Below are 18,350 nucleotides of genomic sequence, written 5' to 3' on the forward strand. Positions count from 1 at the left end.
TTCACGCAGCCGCTCGGCGTGCGGCGTCCAGTAGGGTGGCGTCGATGCCGTAGAAGCGGGCGGCCGTCCCGCCGAGCACCGCCGTACGGTCGTCAGGGGTGAGCGGGGCGAGCAGCTCCCGGCAGGCGGCCCAGGACCGCGCGTAGCCGCCGGCCAGGACCGAGACCGGCCAGTCGCCTCCGTACATCAGCCGGTCGGGGCCGAAGAGTTCCAGCGCGTCCTCGACGAAGGGACGGACCTCACCGGTCGTCCAGGTGTCGAGGGGGCCGGTGGCGGAGTACAGGCCGGAGAGCTTGGCGTGCACCCCGGGGTGCTCCGCCGCGGCGGCGATCAGCTTCCGCCAGGCGGCACGGTCCTCGGCGCCGCCGCCCACCGGAGGCTTGCCGAGGTGGTCGATCACCAGGCGCAGCTCCGGGTGCCGGGCCGCCAGCGTGGGAACGTGTGCCAGCGCGTCCGGCGACGAGGTGACCCAGTCGAAGGTGAGGCCGGCCCCGGCGAGCAGGTCCAGCCCGTGCGCCACCTCCGGGCGGAGTATCCAGTCGGGGTCCGGGTTCTCGTGGACCAAGGCGCGGACACCCACCACGTGCGGGTTCTCCCGGAGTTCCGCCAGCCGGTCACGGGCCCGCGCGGGGTGGTCGAGGGGGACCCAGGCGACGACGCCCACCACCTCGGGGTGGGCGGCGGCGCTGGCCAGCATGTGGTCGGTGTCGCCGTCGTTGTCGGCCGCCTGCACCAGGACGGCCGCCGTGACCCCGGCTGCTCCCAGCTCCGGGCGGACGTCCTCGAACCCCATGGTGCCGTCGACCGGCGCCATCGCCGGTCCGAGCCAGTCGTAGCTGACCCGGGAGGGGTCCCATACGTGCAGATGGGCGTCGATCACGGTCATGCGAGGCTCCGTCCGTTCCGAGTGGTCCGGTCCGCCGGTTCCGCGGGAAGCAGCCCGAGCGCGATCAGTTCGGCCCACAGCGCGTCCGGGACGCCTGCCGCCAGGCGGTGCGCGTTGGTCCGGGACTGGCCGGCGTCCCTGGCGCCGAGCACCACCGACGTCACCGCGGGGTGCAGCAGCGGATAGGCGACGGCGGCCTCCGGCAGGGTGACGCCATGGCGCTCGCAGACGTCGGCGATCGTGGCGGCCCGGGCGCTCACCTCGCCGGACGCGGGCAGGTAGTCGTAGGTCGCTCCGGCCAGCGGGCGCGGGGCGGCGAGCAGCCCGGAGTTGTAGACCGCGGCGGCCACGACCCCCACGCCACGTGCGTGCGCGAGCGGCAGGAGTTCGTCCTGCGCGGTGTGGTCGAGCAGCGTATGGCGGCCCGCCACCATGACGACGTCCACATCGCAGCGCCGGACGAACTCGGTGAGCATCGCGGCCTGGTTCATCCCTGCGCCCACCGCCTTCACCACACCTTCGTCGCGGAGCTCCACCAGCGTGTCGACGCCCGTGGTGGAGGCCTGCTGCCAGTGGTTGTCGGGGTCGTGCAGGTAGACGATGTCGACGTAATCGAGACCGAGCCGCTCCAGGCTGCCTTCGAGCGAACGGAGGATGCCGTCGCGACTGAAGTCCCAGTTCCGCCGGTGGGTGGCGGGCACCGCGAATCCGCCGTCGTCGTCGAGATGAGCGGTCTCCGGGCTCTCCACCAGCAGCCGCCCGACCTTGGTGGAGACGGCGTACTTGGCGCGGGGGCGGCCCGCGAGCGCGGCGCCGAGGCGGCGCTCGGCGAGCCCGAGGCCGTAGTGGGGGGCGGTGTCGAAGTACCGGACCCCGCTCAGCCAGGCGGCGTCGACCGTCCCACGGGCGTCCTCTTCGGAGGTGACCCGGCCGAGGTTGCCCAGATGGGCTGCTCCCAGGCCGAGTTCGGTCAGTTCGGGGGTACGTGTCGAGCTTCGGAGCCGCATCACGGTCACCTGACCCTCGCGCGAGCGGAGAATGCCAGGTCCTCCGGATGGGCGAACGGGAGGCCTGCCGCGAAACGCTCGACCTCGCAGGTGACGGCGTCGCCGATCCGGTGCAGCTCACCGCCTATGGAACCTGCCATGTGCGGGGTGAGCACCACATTGCCGAGCGTCCACAGATCGCTGTCGGGAGCGGGCGGCTCGGGGTCGGTGACGTCGAGCACGGCGTCGATCCGGCCGGTGCGCAACTCCGCGGTGAGGGCGTCCTGGTCGACGACGGCGCCGCGGGCGGTGTTCACCAGCGTCGCCCCGTCACGCATCAGGGCGAGCCGCCTGGCATCGATCTGACCTCGCGTCAGAGGCGTCAGAGGCTGGTGCAGCGACACCACCTGACTGCTCCTCATAAGATCGTCGAGCTCCACCCACCGGGCTCCGAGCCCGGCCGTCTCCTCGGCGGTGAGAGTGGGGTCGTACAGCAGTACGTCCAGGTCGAAGGGGCGCAGAAGCCGGAGCACCGCGCGGCCCACGGTGGACGCGCCCACGATGCCCACGGTCTGCCGGTAGTTGCCGGTCCCGGCGGGGACGGCCAGGTTGTCCGGCAGGGCGCGGGTCCGCCGGTACTCCTGCGCGGCGGGCAGGATCCGCTTGCCCGCGAGAAGGATCATGGCGAGCGCGTACTCGGCCACCGGACCCGAGTTGGCGGCGCGGGCGTTGGCGGCCACCACACCGCGGGCGGCGAACGTACCGGGGTCGTCCAGGCAGGTCGCGGCGACCCCGCCCGCGTAGACCACGGCCCGCAGACGCGAGGCGCAGGGCAGGGAGGCGGGGACGACCGGGGCGTTCCAGCCGGCGATCAGGACGTCGGCGCCGTCCAGTACCGCCCGGGAGCGGGCGGAGTCGATCTCCGTGAGGACGAGATCCGTGTCGATGTCGGCGGCGCGGCGCAGCCGGGCGAGGGCGTCCTCGTCGAAGAGGGACCGGGTCAGGCCCGGCGGGTTCATGGCGAGGACGGCACGAGGTCGCGTCACGGGGCTGTCTCCCTCTGCGGGTGTCCGTCGCGTGGAGGGCTTCCCACTCGTCCGGCGTCGGCGACGAGACGCAGGCCCGCCACGGCAGGGCGTACGTGCGGTCCGGCGGGCTCGGCCCAGCCGGCGGTCTCCAGCCGGGCCAGCGCCGCTTCGTCCACGGAGATGCCGAGGCCGGGTGCGTCGCCGAGCACGATGCCGCCGTCGGCGATCACCTGGTCGACGGTGAGGCCGACCGGGCTGCCGGTGTCCTGCACCTCGGTGACCAGGTGGTTGGGGACCGAGGCCGCGGCGTGCGCGACCGGGTTGCCCTCGTAGCCGACCGGGCTGACCGGCAGGTCGTGCCCGTGCGCGAGGGTCGCGGTCCGCAGGAAGTGGGTGATGCCCCAGACGCTCCCGGTCTGCACGACCTGCACGGCGTCGGCGGCCAGCAGCGGGAGGAACTGCTCGAGTCCGGTGAGATTCTCGCCGGATGCGACGGCGGTACGGGCGGACCTGCCGACGGCACGGTTGCCGGCGGTGTCCCATCGGCGTACCGGCTCCTCGATCCAGGCCAGTTCGATCCGTTCCTCGATGCGGGCCAGCAGCCGGACGGCCTGGTGGCGGCCCCAGGTCTCGTTGACGTCGAGCATGAGGGCGGGGGAGCGGGTGTTGACGCGGAGCACCTCCGCCACCGCGCCCAGCCTGCGTATGTCGCGGTCCGTGTCGAGGCCGCCCTTGAGCTTGGCACCGGTGAAGCCGCGTTCGGCCCACCCGGTGTAGAGCGTCACCAACTCGTCGTCGTCGAGCCCGATGTCGAGGCCGGAGGCGTAGCCGGGCACGAAGCGGTCCGCCGCGCCGAGGGTGCGCCACAGCGGTTCGCCGGCCATCTTGGCCTTCAGGTCCCAGAGCGCCATGTCGAACGCACCGATGGTGCCGAACACGGAGCCGGCGTGACCGCTCTTGAAGGTGTGGGCGAGCATCCGGTCGTAGAGCGTGGTGACGGCCCTCGGATCATGGCCTTCGACGGCCGGGAAGATCCGGTGTGCCTCGGCGTGCGCGCCGAGCCCCACTCCGGTGAGCCCGGCGTCGGTCTCGACCAGCAGGACCGGGACTTCGGTGCTGCCACCCGCGACGACGCCGTTGGCGTCCCCGACCGGCCTGCCCCAGTGGTGCACGGTCCGGAGGGTCCGGTACCCGGTGATCTTCAACTGCTCCCCCTCTGCGTGCTTGTTCGCGGTCCCACGGCGAGGGCGCTCCGGCATCCGGTCCGCCCGGTGTACTCGCGGCCCGGCCGGCCGGCACCGGTCATGAGCGCGGGCCGTGGGGGAGCGTGCCGGGGCACGCGGCTCGCGGTCGTCGACCGCACCTTGCTGATGTTTCGGGGTGACACGTCGTCGGGGCGGGGAACGGCGCGGTGTGTGCGCCGCCGGGGGAGGCCCGGACCGCGCCCTCAACAGTCGTAACGTATCATACAAGTGACGACTTGGAAGTCCTGGCCGACATCTCAATTCGGGCCGGGTGAACGGCCGATGGTGGAGGAAAAGCCAGGTCGGTGGCGTCTCCCGAGGCCGGGCCCGGTCCGGACGCGCACGCCGGAGAGCGTCTCGAGGCGTGGTCGCCGGTCGTACGCGATGCGCCCCGCGCCGACCCGGTCGTACACGATCCGCCCTCCCGTCCGCCGCCTCGTGGCCCCCGCGCGGCTGAGGCCGCCAAGGCTCCGGACATGCGGGCGGCTCACACCCTCCAAGGTTGTGAGCCGCATCATCGCCAGACGTCCCCGGGCCTCAGCCCATCACGACGAACCCTCCTGCGGACGGCCGTTGACCGTCACGTGCCGCATGGTCAGGCCCGTCACGGACTGGAGCAGGATGTCCTGGGCGGCCTCGTCGAAGACCAGCCGATCCAGGGCGACCTCGCTGACGGGCGCCTCGGGCCGGGCCCGTACGCGTACCGGGTACTCGCAGGGGCCGCGCATCGACCAGCGGGCCGCCGACAGCCCGGTCACCTCGGCGGGTGTGGCGCCACCGGTGTCGCCGGCGTACTGGAACGTGACCTCGAAGGGCACATACGTCCAGGCCGGGGCGTCCACGTCGGTGACCCGGACGTCCCGGACGTAACCGCCGCGGGTCGGCGTGGACTTGACCACGAGGACCGAGGCGACGGACGCCTCGCCCAGATCGGCGTCGAAGGGCAGGCGGAGCCGCTGGGCGACGACGTCCGACACCCCGCCGCTCATCTCGCTGCCGATCGCCACCGCTGCTCCGCCGCTGAGGTACACGCAGTCCCGGATCCGGATGCGCCGGGACGGTACGCCCACCCGGCGGCCGTCCTGGTCCCGGCCGGACTTGATGGCGATGCAGTCGTCGTGCGTGGCGAAGGTGACCCGCTCGATGGTGACGTTCTCGCACGAATCCGGGTCGCAGCCGTCGCTGTTGGGCCCCTCGCACTCGACGCGCACGTCCCGGACGACGATGTCGCGGCTGAGTACCGGATGGATGTTCCAGAACGCGGAGTTGCGGAGTGTGACGCCCTCGATCAGGACATCCGCGCACATGTAGGGCTGGATGAAACTGGGGCGCAGGTAATGCCCTGCGCCGAGCACACGCTCCGTCAGCGGAACCCCCTGGGCGCCCCACTGTTCCAAAGTGGCCCAGTCCGCTCGCTCGTGGGGCATCCCGGGCTCCCACCCGTACTGCCCCGAGCCCTTCCACGGCCACCAGTGCGCGTTGTCGCTCTGCGCGTCGAGAGTGCCCCGACCGGTGACCGCGATGCCGTGCTGGCCGAAGGCGTAGATCATCGGCGAGTAGTTGAACACCTCGACGCCCTGCCAGCGGGTCCGCACCACCGGCAGGTAGGCGGACGGATCCGTGCTGAAGAGCACCGTCGCGCCTTCGGCCACATGGAGGTCCACGCCGCTGAGCAGGTGGATCGGTCCCGTGGCCCACAGCCCCGCGGGGATCAGCACATGTCCGCCGCCGGCCCGGTGGCAGGCGTGGACGGCAGCCCGGACCGCCGCGGTGCAGTCGGTGACGCCGTCGCCGACGGCGCCGTGGTCCGTCACCGGGAACCACGCGTCGGGGAAGCGGGGGCCGCCTCGGCCCGCCGCGGCCGCGCCGGAGGCCCGGGCCAGCGGGGCCGCGGCGGCGGCCAGGGTTCCGAGGCGGAGGAGTCGTCTGCGTACCGGATCACTCACGGATGTGTCCCTCGGTGAGATGGGTGGTGGTCCGCGGTCGCTTCACCGCCCTCGTGGGCGTGCGGCCCGGCCGGGGCGGGGAGGTAGCGATCGACCTCACCCGCGGCGTGGGCGGCGAACATCGGCCCGGCGGCATCGGGGTCGCCGGAGTGCAGGACGTCCAGAAGCTCCGCGTGGTGCTCGGCCAACGCGCCCCAGCCGCCGACGTAGCGGGGGTCGCCCAGCACATGGAGATCCCACAGGCTGGACTCGATCATCCGCCACAGGCGGATCAGCGCGTCGTTGCGCGCAGCCTCGCACACATGGCGGTGAAAGGACATGTCGGCGCTGCGGAAAGCCGCGATGTCGCCCTTGTCCGCAGCTCGCCGCAATTGCTCCACGTCCTGTGCCAGCAACCGGTCGTGCTCGGCGTCCAGGCGACCGGCCGTGCGGCGGGCCACGTACTCCTCGAACATGACCCGGATGTCCCGTACGTCCTGAGCCTGCCGTTCGGAGATCCTGGCGACGTACGTGCCACGGTGCGGCTGTGACACCACCAGCCCCTCGTACGCCAGGCGCTTGATCGCCTCGCGGGGCGGAGCCTGGCTGGTGCCGACCCGGCGTGCGATCTCCGACTCCACCAGCCGCTGCCCGGGCACGAGTTCACCGCCGACGATCCAGTCCCGCAGCAGGGTGTACACGTGGTCGGAGAGCAGCTGGCGCGGCATCCGGGCCGGTACCGGCACCGCCTCGGTCCCGTCGTCCCCGGGCTGCCGGGAACGGCGGCGGCGCCGTGGGGCCGGCGGGTCGGTGAGCCCGGCGGCCTGTTCCCGCCAGATGCGCGCCACCGTCGACTGCGACAGGCCCAGCGTCTCGGCCAGCGAGCGGGTCGAGGGCACCGGAGCGCCGCCACGGGACTGTTCGAGCACCGCTGCGACATGCGCTTCCGCCTCCTGCCTGGTGACGCTGCGCGGTCGTCCGGTCCTCGGGGCATCGCTCAGTCCGGCCAGCCCCCGACGCAGATAGCGCTCCCGCCACTTCGCGACCGTGGCCGGACTGACCTGGAGGCGCTGGGACACCTCCGCGTTGGTCAGCCCTTCGGCGCAGGCGAGCACGATGGAGCCGCGCAGCCGGAGCGCTCCGGGGGGCCGGTGGGCATAGTCGGACAGGGCTGCCCGGTCGACGTCGCTGAGCTGCACAAACGCCGGGAGATCCGGATTCGTCATGACGCTGCCACTCCGTGGATGCGTGGATTTATGACTCGAAAGGCCTGGGCTGCGCCGTCCCGCATGCATCAACTTATTGTTCGCTCCGGCGTATTGACGGGGCCCGGGCGCGAACATCTTACTTATCGTGCTCGATCAGTGACCCACTAGACCGTGGCAGCGATGCCCGTCGAGGAGGAAACGTTGTGTGATCGACGGACCGGAGGGCGGGGGCCCCTGAGCGCCCGTGCCGGCCTGTCCGTCCGCTCCTGAATCGTCCCCGGCCCGGATGCCCCAGGCCGGAAGCCCGTGATCCACTCACGGGGGCCGAGGCCCCCGGCACCCGATGGCCGGCGCGACGGCACTGCCGTGTCCGCGCACGGCCGGCCGACCCCTCTCCTGCGCCCATGATGTGCCCGCGGCCCGGGCGGAGCACGCCCGCTCCCCGGCGACCGCGGTGACGACAGGCCGAACGCGGTCAGACGGCGACGCGCGCTGACGACGTCGCCCACGCCCGGATCGCACCGGTGCGGCACCCACCCGTGTCCCCACCCGTCGTCCGCACGTCCGCGGCCGAACGACGACGCCACACGACGCACGTGGCTTGGAGGATCCATGCCCATCACCACCTTCGTACGCCGGAGGTCCAGACTTCCGCTGCTGCTCGCCGCCGGCGCGCTGCTTGTCAGCGGGGCGACGCTGAGCGTCCCCGACGCCAGCGCCAGCGCGAAGCAGTCCTGCAAGGCCACCGAGATCTTCGTCGCGCCCGACGGCGACGACAAGGCCAAGGGAACCAGGACCAGCCCGTTCAGGACGATCGAACGCGCCCGCGACCACATCCGCGACAAGGGCCTCAACCGGCCCGGCCGGATGAAGTGCGACATCGACGTCAATCTCCGTGCCGGTGACTACCCGGTGAGCAGGACCGTCGACTTCGACGACCGCGACTCGGGTGCCGGCGGACACAAGGTCGTCTACCGCTCCTACGACGGGGCCGGCAAGGCCCGGGTGATGGGTGCCGAGCCGATCACCGGCTGGGAGGAGTACAAGGACGGCATCTACCGGGCGGACGTCGGCACGGACAGCCCGTTCTACACGCTCTTCGAGGACGGCAAGCGCGCCACCACGGCCCGCTACCCGAACCGCAAGTCCGACGACCTGTGGGCCCCTTACATGACCTCGATCCTCTACGAGCCGGAGAAGGAGGCGGTACGCAGCTGGCTCTACTCGACCCCCGGTGAGTGGGATCCCGACTGGGACATGAGCAACGCCTCGGCTGTCATCTGGTCGGGCGGCAGCTGGAGCTGGTTCACCGACACCGTGCCGATCCGGGACTGGAACCCCACCAAGGGCCAGATCACACTGAAGTACTGGACGCGGTACGCACTCATCAACTCACGGGGCGGATCACGCTACTTCCTGCAGAACTCGCTGGACTTCCTGGACCAGGCGGGCGAGTACTACACGGACTTCAAGAAGGGGCAGGTCTACTACAAGCCGCGCGGTGACATCAAGGACGTCACGGTGCTGCGGCCCACGGTGAAGACCCTGTTCAACATCGCCGGCCCGTCCGAGGACCGGCGCGTGGAGAACATCAGCCTCGACGGTCTCTCCCTCCAGTACACCGACTTCGTCGACTGGTACCGCTACGGCTGGATCAGCGACGGCGACTCGGGTGAACCGCGCAAGTACCCCGAGTACGACCGGCAGATCGAACTGCCCCGCAACCGCTTCGGCGCGGTCACGGTGACCAACAGCGAGGACATCACACTCTCCCGGATGCACATCTCCGACACCGGCTACCACGCGGTGTACGCCCTCTTCGCCAACGACAGGCTGACGGTCAAGGACAGCCTGCTCGAGAACATCGGCGGTGACGGCATCAAGGTGGAGGGCCCCTACCCGGGGGACGGGAACACCTCCAACGGGCACCTGCTGACCAACAACTACATCACCCACTACGGCGAACTGGTGCCGGGCGACGCCTCCGGCATCGAGCTCCAGAACACCGGCAACAACACGGTCAGTTACAGCCACATCAAGCACAGCGCCCGCTACGGCGTGAGCCTGGAGGTGCGGCCCGAGGTCGCACCCGAGGACAACTACGCCCGGAACAACACCTTCGAGTACCTGCGTATCGACGAAGCCGGCCTGGACAGCGGCGACATGGGCGCCTTCTACACCTACGGCGTCAGCAACGTCGAACCGCACACGGTGGACAACCACGTCCGCCAGATGGTGATCGGCGACGTGATCCCGGACGCCTCCATGCCCGACAGCGGCACCCGGGGCGTGCACATGGACGCGGGTGGCTGCGGCTTCAGCTTCGCGGACGTCGAGGTGGGCAGGACGACCGACCAGTCGTACCAGAGCTACCAGTGCAACGACGTGAAGAACGGCAACTGGGAGGAGGGCTTCGACGCCACCCGGATGGAGTACGACAAGATCGGCGTCAAGGCGTCCTTCCCGTACCCGCTGCCCGAGGGCGACACCCGGTGACCGGTCGCTGACCGTCCCTCAGGAGGCAGGCGCCCGCGCGCCGGGCCCTGCCTCCGCGCCCCGTGCGTGCGGACACACCCGACCCGTCCCGGAGGTCATGCCTCCAGTAATGGCATGTGCATGAGAAGGATGGAGTCGCCACCATGGCCACCCCCGTCGCGGTGCACACCACCACCGCCGGACTGCGCGGACTGACCTGGGACCACCCGAGGGTTTACGCCCCGCTGGAAGAACTGGCCAGGCTGGACGCCTCGGTGCCGGCCGGCTGCGAGACGGTCGCCCGGCCGCTGAGCTGGGAGCGCAAACCCGCCGCGGCCTTCGCGGCAGCCCCGGTCCGCCGCTACGCCGGCGACTACGACCTCCTCGTCGTCGCCCACCCAGGACTCGGCACGGCAGTGGCCTCAGGCTGCCTGCTGCCGATGGAGACCCTCTTCGATGCGGCGGAACTCGACCACTGGCGGCGGACCTCGGTCGGCGCCAGTTACGAGAGCTACCGGCTGGGCGGGCACACCTGGGCCCTGCCGCTCGACGTGTCCACACAGGTCGCCGCCGCGCGCCCGGACCTCGTGGACGAGGACCGTCTGCCGCGCACCTGGAAGGAGGCGGCCGCCCTCGCCAGGACGATTCCGACCGTCCTCTGCCTCGGTGGCCCCCACGCCTTCCTCACTCTCTGCTCGATGAGCCTGGCCCAGGGGAAGGAACCCATGCGGGAGGAGGAGGACGGTACGGTGGTCTGCCGCGAAACCGGCCTCGCCGCGCTCGACATGATGGCCACCCTCCGCGCCCGCACCGCGCCACCACTGCGCACCTGCGACCCGAACAGCGTGCTGAGGGCCATGGCACAGGACGCCGGCCCCGCCTACTGCCCGCTCGTCTACGGCTATGCCACCTACACCCGGGCCGGAGCCTATCCACTGGCCTTCTCCCGCCCGCCGGGCTGGTGCGCCGACGGACCGGCCGGCAGCGTGCTGGGGGGCGCCGGCCTCGCGGTGTCCGCCCGGCGGGTACGCGACACGGAGACCCGCGCAGCCGTCCGCGACCACGTCCGCCGCCTGCTCTCCGACCCCGTCCAGAGGGATCTGTTCCCGATGACCGGCGGTCAGCCGGCCGCCCGCACCGCCTGGACCGGCCGCCGGACCGACCCGCACTGGCGGGGCTTCTGCCACGACACACTCACCACGGTCGAGGGCGCCTGGCTGCGCCCCCGCATGCCCGGCTACCTGACCTTCCAGGAGCGGGCCTCGCTGCTGCTTCGGGAAGGACTGGCCGAGCGGATCCCGCACCGGACCCTGCTCGACTCCCTCGACTCCTGGTACCGCGAGGGGAACTGGCACTGACCCACCCGGCGGCGCACCGCCGCCCGCCCGATTCCGGCGCATCCGCTCGTACCGCACGCCGGCCGACCTCGCGCCGGCACCCCACGTACTGGACCACCGTACGACGAATCTGGAGGCACATCATGTCCGAGCTGACCCGACGGCACGTCCTCGCCGCTGCCGGAGCATCCGCGGCGGCCACCGCGCTCAGCACCGGAGCCGCCCAGGCCGCGACCGGGGCGGCGGGCGTCGGCCGGGAGGCGGCCACGGCCGCCGGAACCCACCCGATGCGGCTCTGGTACCAGGCACCCGCGGCCGAGTGGCTGGAGGCGCTGCCGGTCGGCAACGGCCGGATCGGCGCCATGGTCTTCGGCGGCACCGAGACCGAGCGCCTGCAGCTCAACGAGGACAGCGTGTGGGCCGGCGGACCGCACGACTACGTCCGTCCCGGCGCGGGGGAGCAGCTGGAGGAGATCCGCCGCCTCGTCGTCGAGGAGAAGTGGAACCAGGCACAGCGGCTGATCGACAGCAAGTTCATCGGCAGTCCCTCGGAGCAGGTCGCCTACCAGGTGCTCGGGGACCTCGAACTCGCCTTCACCGGAACCGGGGAGACCACCGACTACGAGCGGGAACTCGACCTGGAGTCAGCGGTCGCCCGTACCCGCTACACCCGCGGCGGTGTCCGCCATGTGCGAGAGGTCTTCGCCTCCGGCCCCGACCAGGTCATCGTCGTGCGGATGACCACTGACACGCCGGGTGCACTCGGCTTCAGCGCCCGCTTCACCACGCCCCAGCGCTCCACCGGCGCTGCGGTGGACGGACGGACCGTGGCGCTCGACGGAGTGAGCGGCGACTGGTACGGCCTGCCGGGTTCGGTCCGCTTCCGCGCCCTGGCCCGAGCCGAGGCGGAGGGAGGCCGGGTCTCCACCGACGGCGGGACCCTCACGGTGGAGGGGGCCGACTCGGTCACCCTCCTGATCTCCCTGGCGACCAGCTACCGCAACTACCTCGACGCGGACGCCGACCCGAAGGCCAGGGCCCGGCGGCACCTCGACCCCGCCGCGCGGCGGCGCTACGAACAGCTGCGTACCCGGCACGTGGAGGACTACCGCCGGCTCTACTCCAGGGTCGGCATCGACCTGGGCCCCTCGGAGCGGGCCGGGCTCCCCACCGACCAGCGCATCCCGCTCTTCGCCGACGGCAAGGACCCGCAACTCGCCGCCCTCTACTTCCAGTACGGCCGCTACCTCCTTGCCTCGTGCTCCCGCACGCCCGGGCAGTCCGCGAATCTCCAGGGTCTGTGGAACGACAGCCTCAATCCGGCCTGGGAATCGAAGTACACCGTCAACATCAACTTCGAGATGAACTACTGGCCGGCCGGACCCGCCAACCTGGCGGAATGCTGGGACCCCGCGGTCCGGATGGTCCACGAACTGGCCGAGTCCGGTACCCGCACCGCGAAGGAGATGTACGACGCCCCGGGCTGGGTGATGCACCACAACACCGACGGCTGGCGGGGTACCGCCCCCGTGGACGCCGCGCAGTACGGCATGTGGCCGACCGGCGGCGCCTGGCTCTGCGTGATGCTCTGGGACCATTACCGCTTCACCGGCGACAAGGGCGCACTGAGCCGCAACTACCCGGTGATCAAGGGTGCCGCGGAGTTCTTCGTCAACACCCTCGTGGTGGACGCGAAGACCGGATGGCTGGTCACCAACCCCTCGCAGTCGCCCGAGGTCACCCACCACCAGGACGAGGGGGAGAGCGTCAGCATCTGCGCTGGTCCCACGATGGACATGCAGCTCCTGCGGGACCTCTTCGACGCGTACCGGCAGGCGGCCGGGGTCCTGGACCGCGACCGCGGGTTCGTCGAGCGGGTCAGCGAGATCCGTGACCGCCTCGCGCCCACCCGGATCGGTTACCTCGGCCAGATCCAGGAGTGGCTGGAGGACTGGGAGGAGGCGGCCCTGGTGCGCAGCCGCCATGTCTCGCAACTCTACGGACTGTTCCCCAGCGCGCAGATCGACCCCCGCACCACGCCGGAGCTCGCCGCCGCGGCGGTGAAGAGCCTGGAGCTGCGGGGCACGGCGGGACAGGGCTGGTCCCTCGCCTGGAAGATCAACATGTGGGCCAGGCTGCTCGACCCGGCGCAGGCCTACAAGCACCTGTCGGACCTGCTCACCCCCGCCCGTACCGCCCCCAACCTCTTCGACCTGCACCCGCCGTTCCAGATCGACGGCAACTTCGGCGGCGTCTCCGGCATCACGGAGATGCTGCTCCAGAGCCACTCGGACGAGATCTCGCTGCTGCCGGCGCTGCCCGACGCATGGCCCACCGGCTCGTACCGCGGACTGCGTGCCCGGGGTGGCTTCGAGGTGGACCTCGCGTGGACCTCCGACGGGATCGCCCACGCCGAGGTCCGCTCCCTGCTCGGCAACCCGGTGCGAGTCCGTACTCCCCACCCCGTCGACGTCACCGGGGCGAAGGCACACCGGCCGGAGGAGTGCCTGGTCGCCTTCGACACCAGCCCGGGTGCCCGCTACCGGCTGACCGCCCGCCCGGGTCGCTGACCGGGGCGGACGGCTCGCGCCCTCACACGGAGCGCGGCCCCGTGTCCCCGCCGCGCAGCGGCATCCACACACGCATCGCGCCGTCGCCGCGGTTGTCCCACAGGTAGTAGGGCACCGCGGTGGCGGTGACGGGCCGTACGGTGTCCAGCGCGGACGGGCCGCCGAGCGTGCGGTAGGGGAGTCCCGCCTCGTGGGATCCCGACACCGCGACCGCGGGCGTCCGCAGGGTGACCGCCGGGCCGAGTCCGTCCAGGTCGTCATGGGCGACCTCCTCGAAGACCGTGTCCGGGGAGATCGCGAGGTCGTCCACCTCGACGCCGTCCTCCTGGTCCGCCTGCTCGAAGCAGTAGACCAGCGGACCGCGTTCCACGGCGGCGCACCCGCGCACCGCGTCGACCCGGGGGTGCGGCAGCGTGAGCCGGGGGGTCATGTCGAGATGCAGCACGACGGTGTCGCCGGCCCGCCACTCGCGCTGTACCAGCGCGTAACCGTCCCGGCCGGCGGTGACCTCGACGTCCTTGCGGTCCGGGGTGTCCAGCCGGGGCCCGGCGGACCACGCGGGGATGCGCAGCGCCAGGGCCCACGGCCCTTCGGGGGCCTCGGTCACGGTGATCGCCACACGGCCCTGCCACGGATAGTCCGTCTCGACCCGCAGCCCGATCCTGCCGTGCGCGAAGGGCGCGGTCAGGGAGAGCGGCGCGTACTGGTGCAGATGGAGCGCCGGGACGTCCCCGTGCTCGGAGACCGTCGCGGTGTAGTGCTCCAGGGAGGCGACCAGCCGGGTGACGGCAGGCGGGCAGCAGGCGGAGAAGAACCACTCGTCGCGGCAGCGCGGATCGCCGACCGCCTCCGCGTGATCCGCCCGGCGCTGGAGGGGGTTGCCCTTGTAGTAGGTCCGGCCGTCGGCGGAGCGTGCGGCGGCGAAGGCGTTCCAGAGGGTTCGCTCGATCAGGTCGGCGTACCGTGCCCTGCCGGTGGCCAGCAGCAGCCGCCAGCTCCACTGGATGCTCGCCGCCGACGCACAGGTCTCGTTGTACGAGAGGTCCGGGGGGAGTTCGTACCGCTCCCCGAACACCTCGCCGACCTGACGTGAACCCAGACCACCGGTCAGCGAGGTCCGGGTGGCGACCATGTCCAGCCATCGCCGCTCGGATGCGGCGAGCAGGGAGGCGTCGCCGGTCTCCGAGGCGAGGTCGACGATCCCCGCCTCCAGATAGAGGCCGCGCACCGCGTGGCCGGTGACCGCCGGGGCCTCGCGCACCGGCAGATGGTCCTGGCGGTGACGGTTTCCGTGCTTGTGCGCGCCGACCAGGCCGCGCCCCCGCCGTTCCACGAAGGCGGACGCCAGCGCGAGGTGGCGTTCCTCGCCCGTCGCCCGGTACAGCTCGACCAGCGCGGTCTCGATCTCGGGATGCCCGTCCAGGCCGGGCCCCTCGTCATCGAGGAAGACGTCGGCGAGGTGGACGGCGAACCGGCGGGCGACCCCGAGCAGCGCGTCGTCCCCGGTGGTGCGGTGGGCGGCCACCGCGGCCTGTATCAGATGGCCGGCGCAGTACATCTCGTGACTGTCGACCAGCCGGGTGTAACGCCGGCCCGGCTGCTTCACCTGGTACGCGGAGTCGAGATAGCCGTCGTCCTGCTGGGCGCGGGCCAGCAGGGCGGTGGTGTCCGCGAGGAAGCCGGCCAGACCCGGGTCGTCGGCGGACCCGAGCTCCCAGGCCGCCGTCTCCAGGACCTTGTACACGTCGGAGTCCATGTAGACGGGACCGCGGTGCTCTCCGGTGATCTCCCCGGCGGTGATGCGCAGGTTGTCCAGATTGCCGGCGCGCTCCAGCCACTCCCGCGCCAGCGGCAGGCTGACCGACCGGTTGACGTCGCGCCACCGGCGCCACGGCCCTCCGGTCAGCTCCGGACGCTCCAGCCGGAGCGGACGGTGCGCGGTGTGCGCGGCGCGGGTGGGTACCGCAGGTCCCGACATGGTCTCCCCTAGATGGTGGGACGGGCTAGGAAGGCGATCGTCTGATCGCGGACCCGCAGGATGTGGGCCTCCAACAGGTCCCGGGCCGTCGACCGGTCGCCCCGTTCCAGCGCGTCGACCACGGCGCGGTGTTCCGAGACGGCGGTGTTCAGCCTGGACGCGGTGATGGGGGCCTCCATCCCGGTGCGGGTCACATGGATGCTGAGATGCAGGTCGTCGTGGAGCTCCAGCAGCCGGGGCAGTCCGCCGAGTTCCACCATGGCGCGGTGGAACCGGCCGTCGTTCTCCCGGAATTCGATGTAGCGCGTGTGGTCCTCCACGGACTCACGTGCCAGTACGTCCGCCTCGTCGACCAGTTCGCGGAGCCGGGCGGGCGGCTGCCTGTCGGTGCGCTCCCCGAAGAGGCGCAAGGCGTGCGATTCGAGCATCAGCCGCAGCTCGAACAGTTCGTAGATGCTGGAGAGCGAGGGAATGGCGACGGTGAAACCGGCGACCGGGTCGTAGGCGAGCAGACCGCGTTCGTAGAGGCGCCCGACCGCGCTGCGAACCGGGGTACGGCTCATCCCCAGCCTTCGCGCGAACTCCCTTACGGGGACCGGCTGTCCGGGAGCGGGGTGCTCCTTGGTCAGCCAGTCCACCAGGGCCTTGCGCGCCCGGGTCTCCAGGCTCTCCTCGGCCGTGACGGAAATCGACGACGTGGCCGGGTCGCGCGGGGCCGAAACCGCCTTCGGTGGGGTCATGCCGTCCTCCTGGCACTCCGTGACTATGGTCCGGGCCACCGTACCGTTCGCCCCGCACACCCGAGACGCATGGTATGCCACTGGTAGGCCAACTGTCGTCCCGTTGAACGAGATAGTTCACGCGGACGCCTTCCCCGGGCGCGGCGGCGCGCTTCCGGGACGGCCGCCGGTGCGTCGCTCCGGCGGTCCTGCCACTGATCGCGGGCGACGCTCGCCGATGTCCGAGCCAGGCGGTTCCCGGCTCCGGAACCCGGTGGCAAAGGGCTCCGGACCTCAGCGGAGCGGAATCGGCGGTCCGGGCCGGCGCGGCTGGTCCGCCTTGTCCGCGTCGGTCCCGAGTCGTCGTGCGGGCCGTCGTTCCGGCGCCGTACAAGGGGTGTTCACCCCGCGGGTCATGTGCTTCCATCGCTGGCATGCCATAGGTATGCCGGGATGAGGAGCCGCTCCCATGCGAATGAAATTACGTCAGCTCGTTGCCCTCGTACGACCGGCGCTGCGCGCCGGTTCCGTCCTCGCCGTCCTGCTCGCCACGACGGTCGTGACCCCCCGGGCCACGGCCGGGGACCTGCCCGCCGCCCACGGTGCGAGGGCCACGGTCGCCCCCGACGGCATCGCACGAGCCGTCTGCGCCGACACCCCTCTGCGCCTCACCTTCGACTCGGACGTCCGGGTCGGCACCGAGGGACGCCTGACCGTGCACCGCCCCGACGGCACAGCCGCCGACACCGTCGACCTCGCCGACCCGGCGACGTACCAGCGCCTCATCGGCGGCGCACGCTCCGACTACGGCGAACCCCACCGCTGGACCTACGAGCCGGTCGTCGTCGAAGGCCGCACCGCCACCGTCCTGCTGCACCGTTCCCTGGAGCCGGGGAGGCAGTACTACGTCACCGTCGACCCGGGCTTCTTCGCAGGGCACGCGGGGATCACCTCGCCCCGCACCTGGCGGTTCCGCACCGCGGCCGGACCCCGCCCCGGCACCGCGGAGCTGCACGTGGACGCGCACGGAGGCGGTGACTTCTGCACCGTCCAGGGCGCGGTCGACTTCGTCCCCGAGGGCAACGACCGGGAGGTCACCATCGAGGTGGCGCCCGGCACGTACCGGGAGATCGTCTACGTAGGCCAGAACCGGCCGCACCTGCGGGTGCACGGCTCCGGCGCCGCCCGGACCGTCGTCGCCTACCCGAACAACAGCGTGCTCAACGGCGACTCGGCGATGGCCGACGTGCCGCCGGAGCAGAGCTACTGCCCCCGCCGGGTGCTGCCCCAACCGGACCGGTTCAACTGCTGGCGCGCCGCCTTCGGAGTGGACGCCGACGACTTCAGGCTGCGGGACATCACCGTGCACAACCTCACCCCCGACGGCGGCTCGCAGTCCGAGGCGTTCCGGGGCAACGGGGACCGCATCGTCCTCGACCGGGTGCGCGTACTCAGCCACCAGGACAGCCTGCGTCTCCAGGGCCGGGCCTACGTGACCGACTCGTACATCGAGGGAGACGTCGACTTCTTCTGGGGGACCGGCGGCGTGTTCGTCCGGGACTCCGAACTCAGGGCGCTCGACCTCGGGTACATCAGCCAGATCCGCAACGCCCCCGACGGTCCGGGCGTGGTCTTCTCCGGCACCCGGCTCACCCGCGCGGAGGGCGTCGCCGACGGAAGTGTCCTGCTCAGCCGCATCGACAGCCGCTTCCCCGCCAGCCAGGCCGTCTTCATCGACACCGCCATGGACACCCATGTGGCCCCCGTCGGCTGGGGCCTGACCGGCTTCGACTGCACGAGCGGTCAGCAACTGCGCTTCTGGGAGTTCGGCAGCAAGGACCTGCACGGCGCTCCGGTGGACACCTCGCAGCGACTGTCCTGCTCACGACAGCTGACCGAGGCCGAGGTGCGCGACTGGCGCGACCCGGCGACCCTGCTGGGCGGCTGGGACCCGTCCGACACGACCGGCCACGGCCGGGGAAACTGAGGTGCAC

At 71.7% G+C, this 18,350-nt stretch carries 12 protein-coding genes; 4 read left to right on the plus strand and 8 right to left on the minus strand.

Features of this window, described 5'->3' with window-relative positions:
* Position 1 precedes the first annotated feature (1 nt).
* From ACGFNN_RS08065 to ACGFNN_RS08090, 6 genes are all read right to left on the minus strand, one after another.
* Entirely contained in the window at positions 2-886 is an 885-nt protein-coding gene (locus tag ACGFNN_RS08065) for an amidohydrolase family protein (protein WP_393553966.1), read from the minus strand.
* Positions 883-1,893 (minus strand): aldo/keto reductase, encoded by a 1,011-nt coding sequence (locus ACGFNN_RS08070; RefSeq protein ID WP_393553968.1) that lies wholly within the window; start codon positions 1,891-1,893, stop codon positions 883-885. The genes ACGFNN_RS08065 and ACGFNN_RS08070 overlap by 4 nt, the downstream gene beginning before the upstream one ends.
* Before the next feature lie 5 nt (positions 1,894-1,898).
* The gene (locus ACGFNN_RS08075) at positions 1,899-2,918 is read right to left on the minus strand and encodes a hydroxyacid dehydrogenase (RefSeq protein WP_393553970.1); all 1,020 of its coding nucleotides are present in this window, start codon (positions 2,916-2,918) and stop codon (positions 1,899-1,901) included.
* Entirely contained in the window at positions 2,915-4,105 is a 1,191-nt protein-coding gene (locus tag ACGFNN_RS08080) for a mandelate racemase/muconate lactonizing enzyme family protein (protein ID WP_393553972.1), read from the minus strand. Before ACGFNN_RS08080 ends, ACGFNN_RS08075 begins: the two co-directional genes overlap by 4 nt.
* Before the next feature lie 584 nt (positions 4,106-4,689).
* Positions 4,690-6,090 (minus strand): glycoside hydrolase family 28 protein, encoded by a 1,401-nt coding sequence (locus tag ACGFNN_RS08085; protein WP_393553974.1) that lies wholly within the window; start codon positions 6,088-6,090, stop codon positions 4,690-4,692.
* Positions 6,087-7,295 (minus strand): FCD domain-containing protein, encoded by a 1,209-nt coding sequence (locus tag ACGFNN_RS08090; RefSeq protein WP_393553975.1) that lies wholly within the window; start codon positions 7,293-7,295, stop codon positions 6,087-6,089. Before ACGFNN_RS08090 ends, ACGFNN_RS08085 begins: the two co-directional genes overlap by 4 nt.
* A 594-nt stretch (positions 7,296-7,889) precedes the next feature.
* Between ACGFNN_RS08090 and ACGFNN_RS08095 the strand changes: the two genes are divergently transcribed.
* The 3 genes from ACGFNN_RS08095 to ACGFNN_RS08105 all read left to right on the plus strand — a co-directional run bounded on the left by ACGFNN_RS08095 (position 7,890) and on the right by ACGFNN_RS08105 (position 13,659).
* Positions 7,890-9,773, plus strand: a complete 1,884-nt coding sequence (locus ACGFNN_RS08095; RefSeq protein WP_393553976.1) for a right-handed parallel beta-helix repeat-containing protein — start codon at positions 7,890-7,892, stop codon at positions 9,771-9,773.
* A gap of 143 nt (positions 9,774-9,916) precedes the next feature.
* A complete protein-coding gene (locus tag ACGFNN_RS08100; protein ID WP_393553978.1) occupies positions 9,917-11,110 on the plus strand; it encodes an extracellular solute-binding protein in 1,194 nt (397 codons plus the stop codon).
* A gap of 122 nt (positions 11,111-11,232) precedes the next feature.
* Positions 11,233-13,659 (plus strand): glycoside hydrolase N-terminal domain-containing protein, encoded by a 2,427-nt coding sequence (locus ACGFNN_RS08105; RefSeq protein ID WP_393553980.1) that lies wholly within the window; start codon positions 11,233-11,235, stop codon positions 13,657-13,659.
* Between the two features lie 22 nt (positions 13,660-13,681).
* Here the strand turns inward: ACGFNN_RS08105 and ACGFNN_RS08110 are convergent, their stop codons facing one another.
* Together ACGFNN_RS08110 and ACGFNN_RS08115 are read right to left on the minus strand one after the other, a co-directional pair.
* The gene (locus ACGFNN_RS08110) at positions 13,682-15,637 is read right to left on the minus strand and encodes a glycoside hydrolase family 127 protein (protein ID WP_393553981.1); all 1,956 of its coding nucleotides are present in this window, start codon (positions 15,635-15,637) and stop codon (positions 13,682-13,684) included.
* Between the two features lie 8 nt (positions 15,638-15,645).
* Positions 15,646-16,377: a GntR family transcriptional regulator gene (locus ACGFNN_RS08115; RefSeq protein ID WP_393553982.1), complete on the minus strand. Its 732-nt coding sequence runs from the start codon at positions 16,375-16,377 to the stop codon at positions 15,646-15,648.
* A gap of 448 nt (positions 16,378-16,825) precedes the next feature.
* Here ACGFNN_RS08115 and ACGFNN_RS08120 point away from each other — a divergent pair, with 448 nt between their 5' ends.
* A complete protein-coding gene (locus ACGFNN_RS08120) occupies positions 16,826-18,343 on the plus strand; it encodes a pectinesterase family protein (protein WP_393553983.1) in 1,518 nt (505 codons plus the stop codon).
* Positions 18,344-18,350 lie beyond the last annotated feature (7 nt).

Source organism: Streptomyces sp. NPDC048590 (assembly GCF_043199535.1).
In the GTDB taxonomy this organism is placed as follows: domain Bacteria; phylum Actinomycetota; class Actinomycetes; order Streptomycetales; family Streptomycetaceae; genus Streptomyces.

Coding starts and splice junctions, on each gene's coding strand:
- ACGFNN_RS08100 (WP_393553978.1), top strand. CDS start 9,917: ATGGCCACCCCCGTCGCGGTGCACACCACCACCGCCGGACTGCGCGGA.
- ACGFNN_RS08115 (WP_393553982.1), bottom strand. CDS start 16,377: ATGACCCCACCGAAGGCGGTTTCGGCCCCGCGCGACCCGGCCACGTCG.
- ACGFNN_RS08105 (WP_393553980.1), top strand. CDS start 11,233: ATGTCCGAGCTGACCCGACGGCACGTCCTCGCCGCTGCCGGAGCATCC.
- ACGFNN_RS08095 (WP_393553976.1), top strand. CDS start 7,890: ATGCCCATCACCACCTTCGTACGCCGGAGGTCCAGACTTCCGCTGCTG.
- ACGFNN_RS08065 (WP_393553966.1), bottom strand. CDS start 886: ATGACCGTGATCGACGCCCATCTGCACGTATGGGACCCCTCCCGGGTC.
- ACGFNN_RS08090 (WP_393553975.1), bottom strand. CDS start 7,295: ATGACGAATCCGGATCTCCCGGCGTTTGTGCAGCTCAGCGACGTCGAC.
- ACGFNN_RS08120 (WP_393553983.1), top strand. CDS start 16,826: ATGCGAATGAAATTACGTCAGCTCGTTGCCCTCGTACGACCGGCGCTG.
- ACGFNN_RS08110 (WP_393553981.1), bottom strand. CDS start 15,637: ATGTCGGGACCTGCGGTACCCACCCGCGCCGCGCACACCGCGCACCGT.
- ACGFNN_RS08070 (WP_393553968.1), bottom strand. CDS start 1,893: ATGCGGCTCCGAAGCTCGACACGTACCCCCGAACTGACCGAACTCGGC.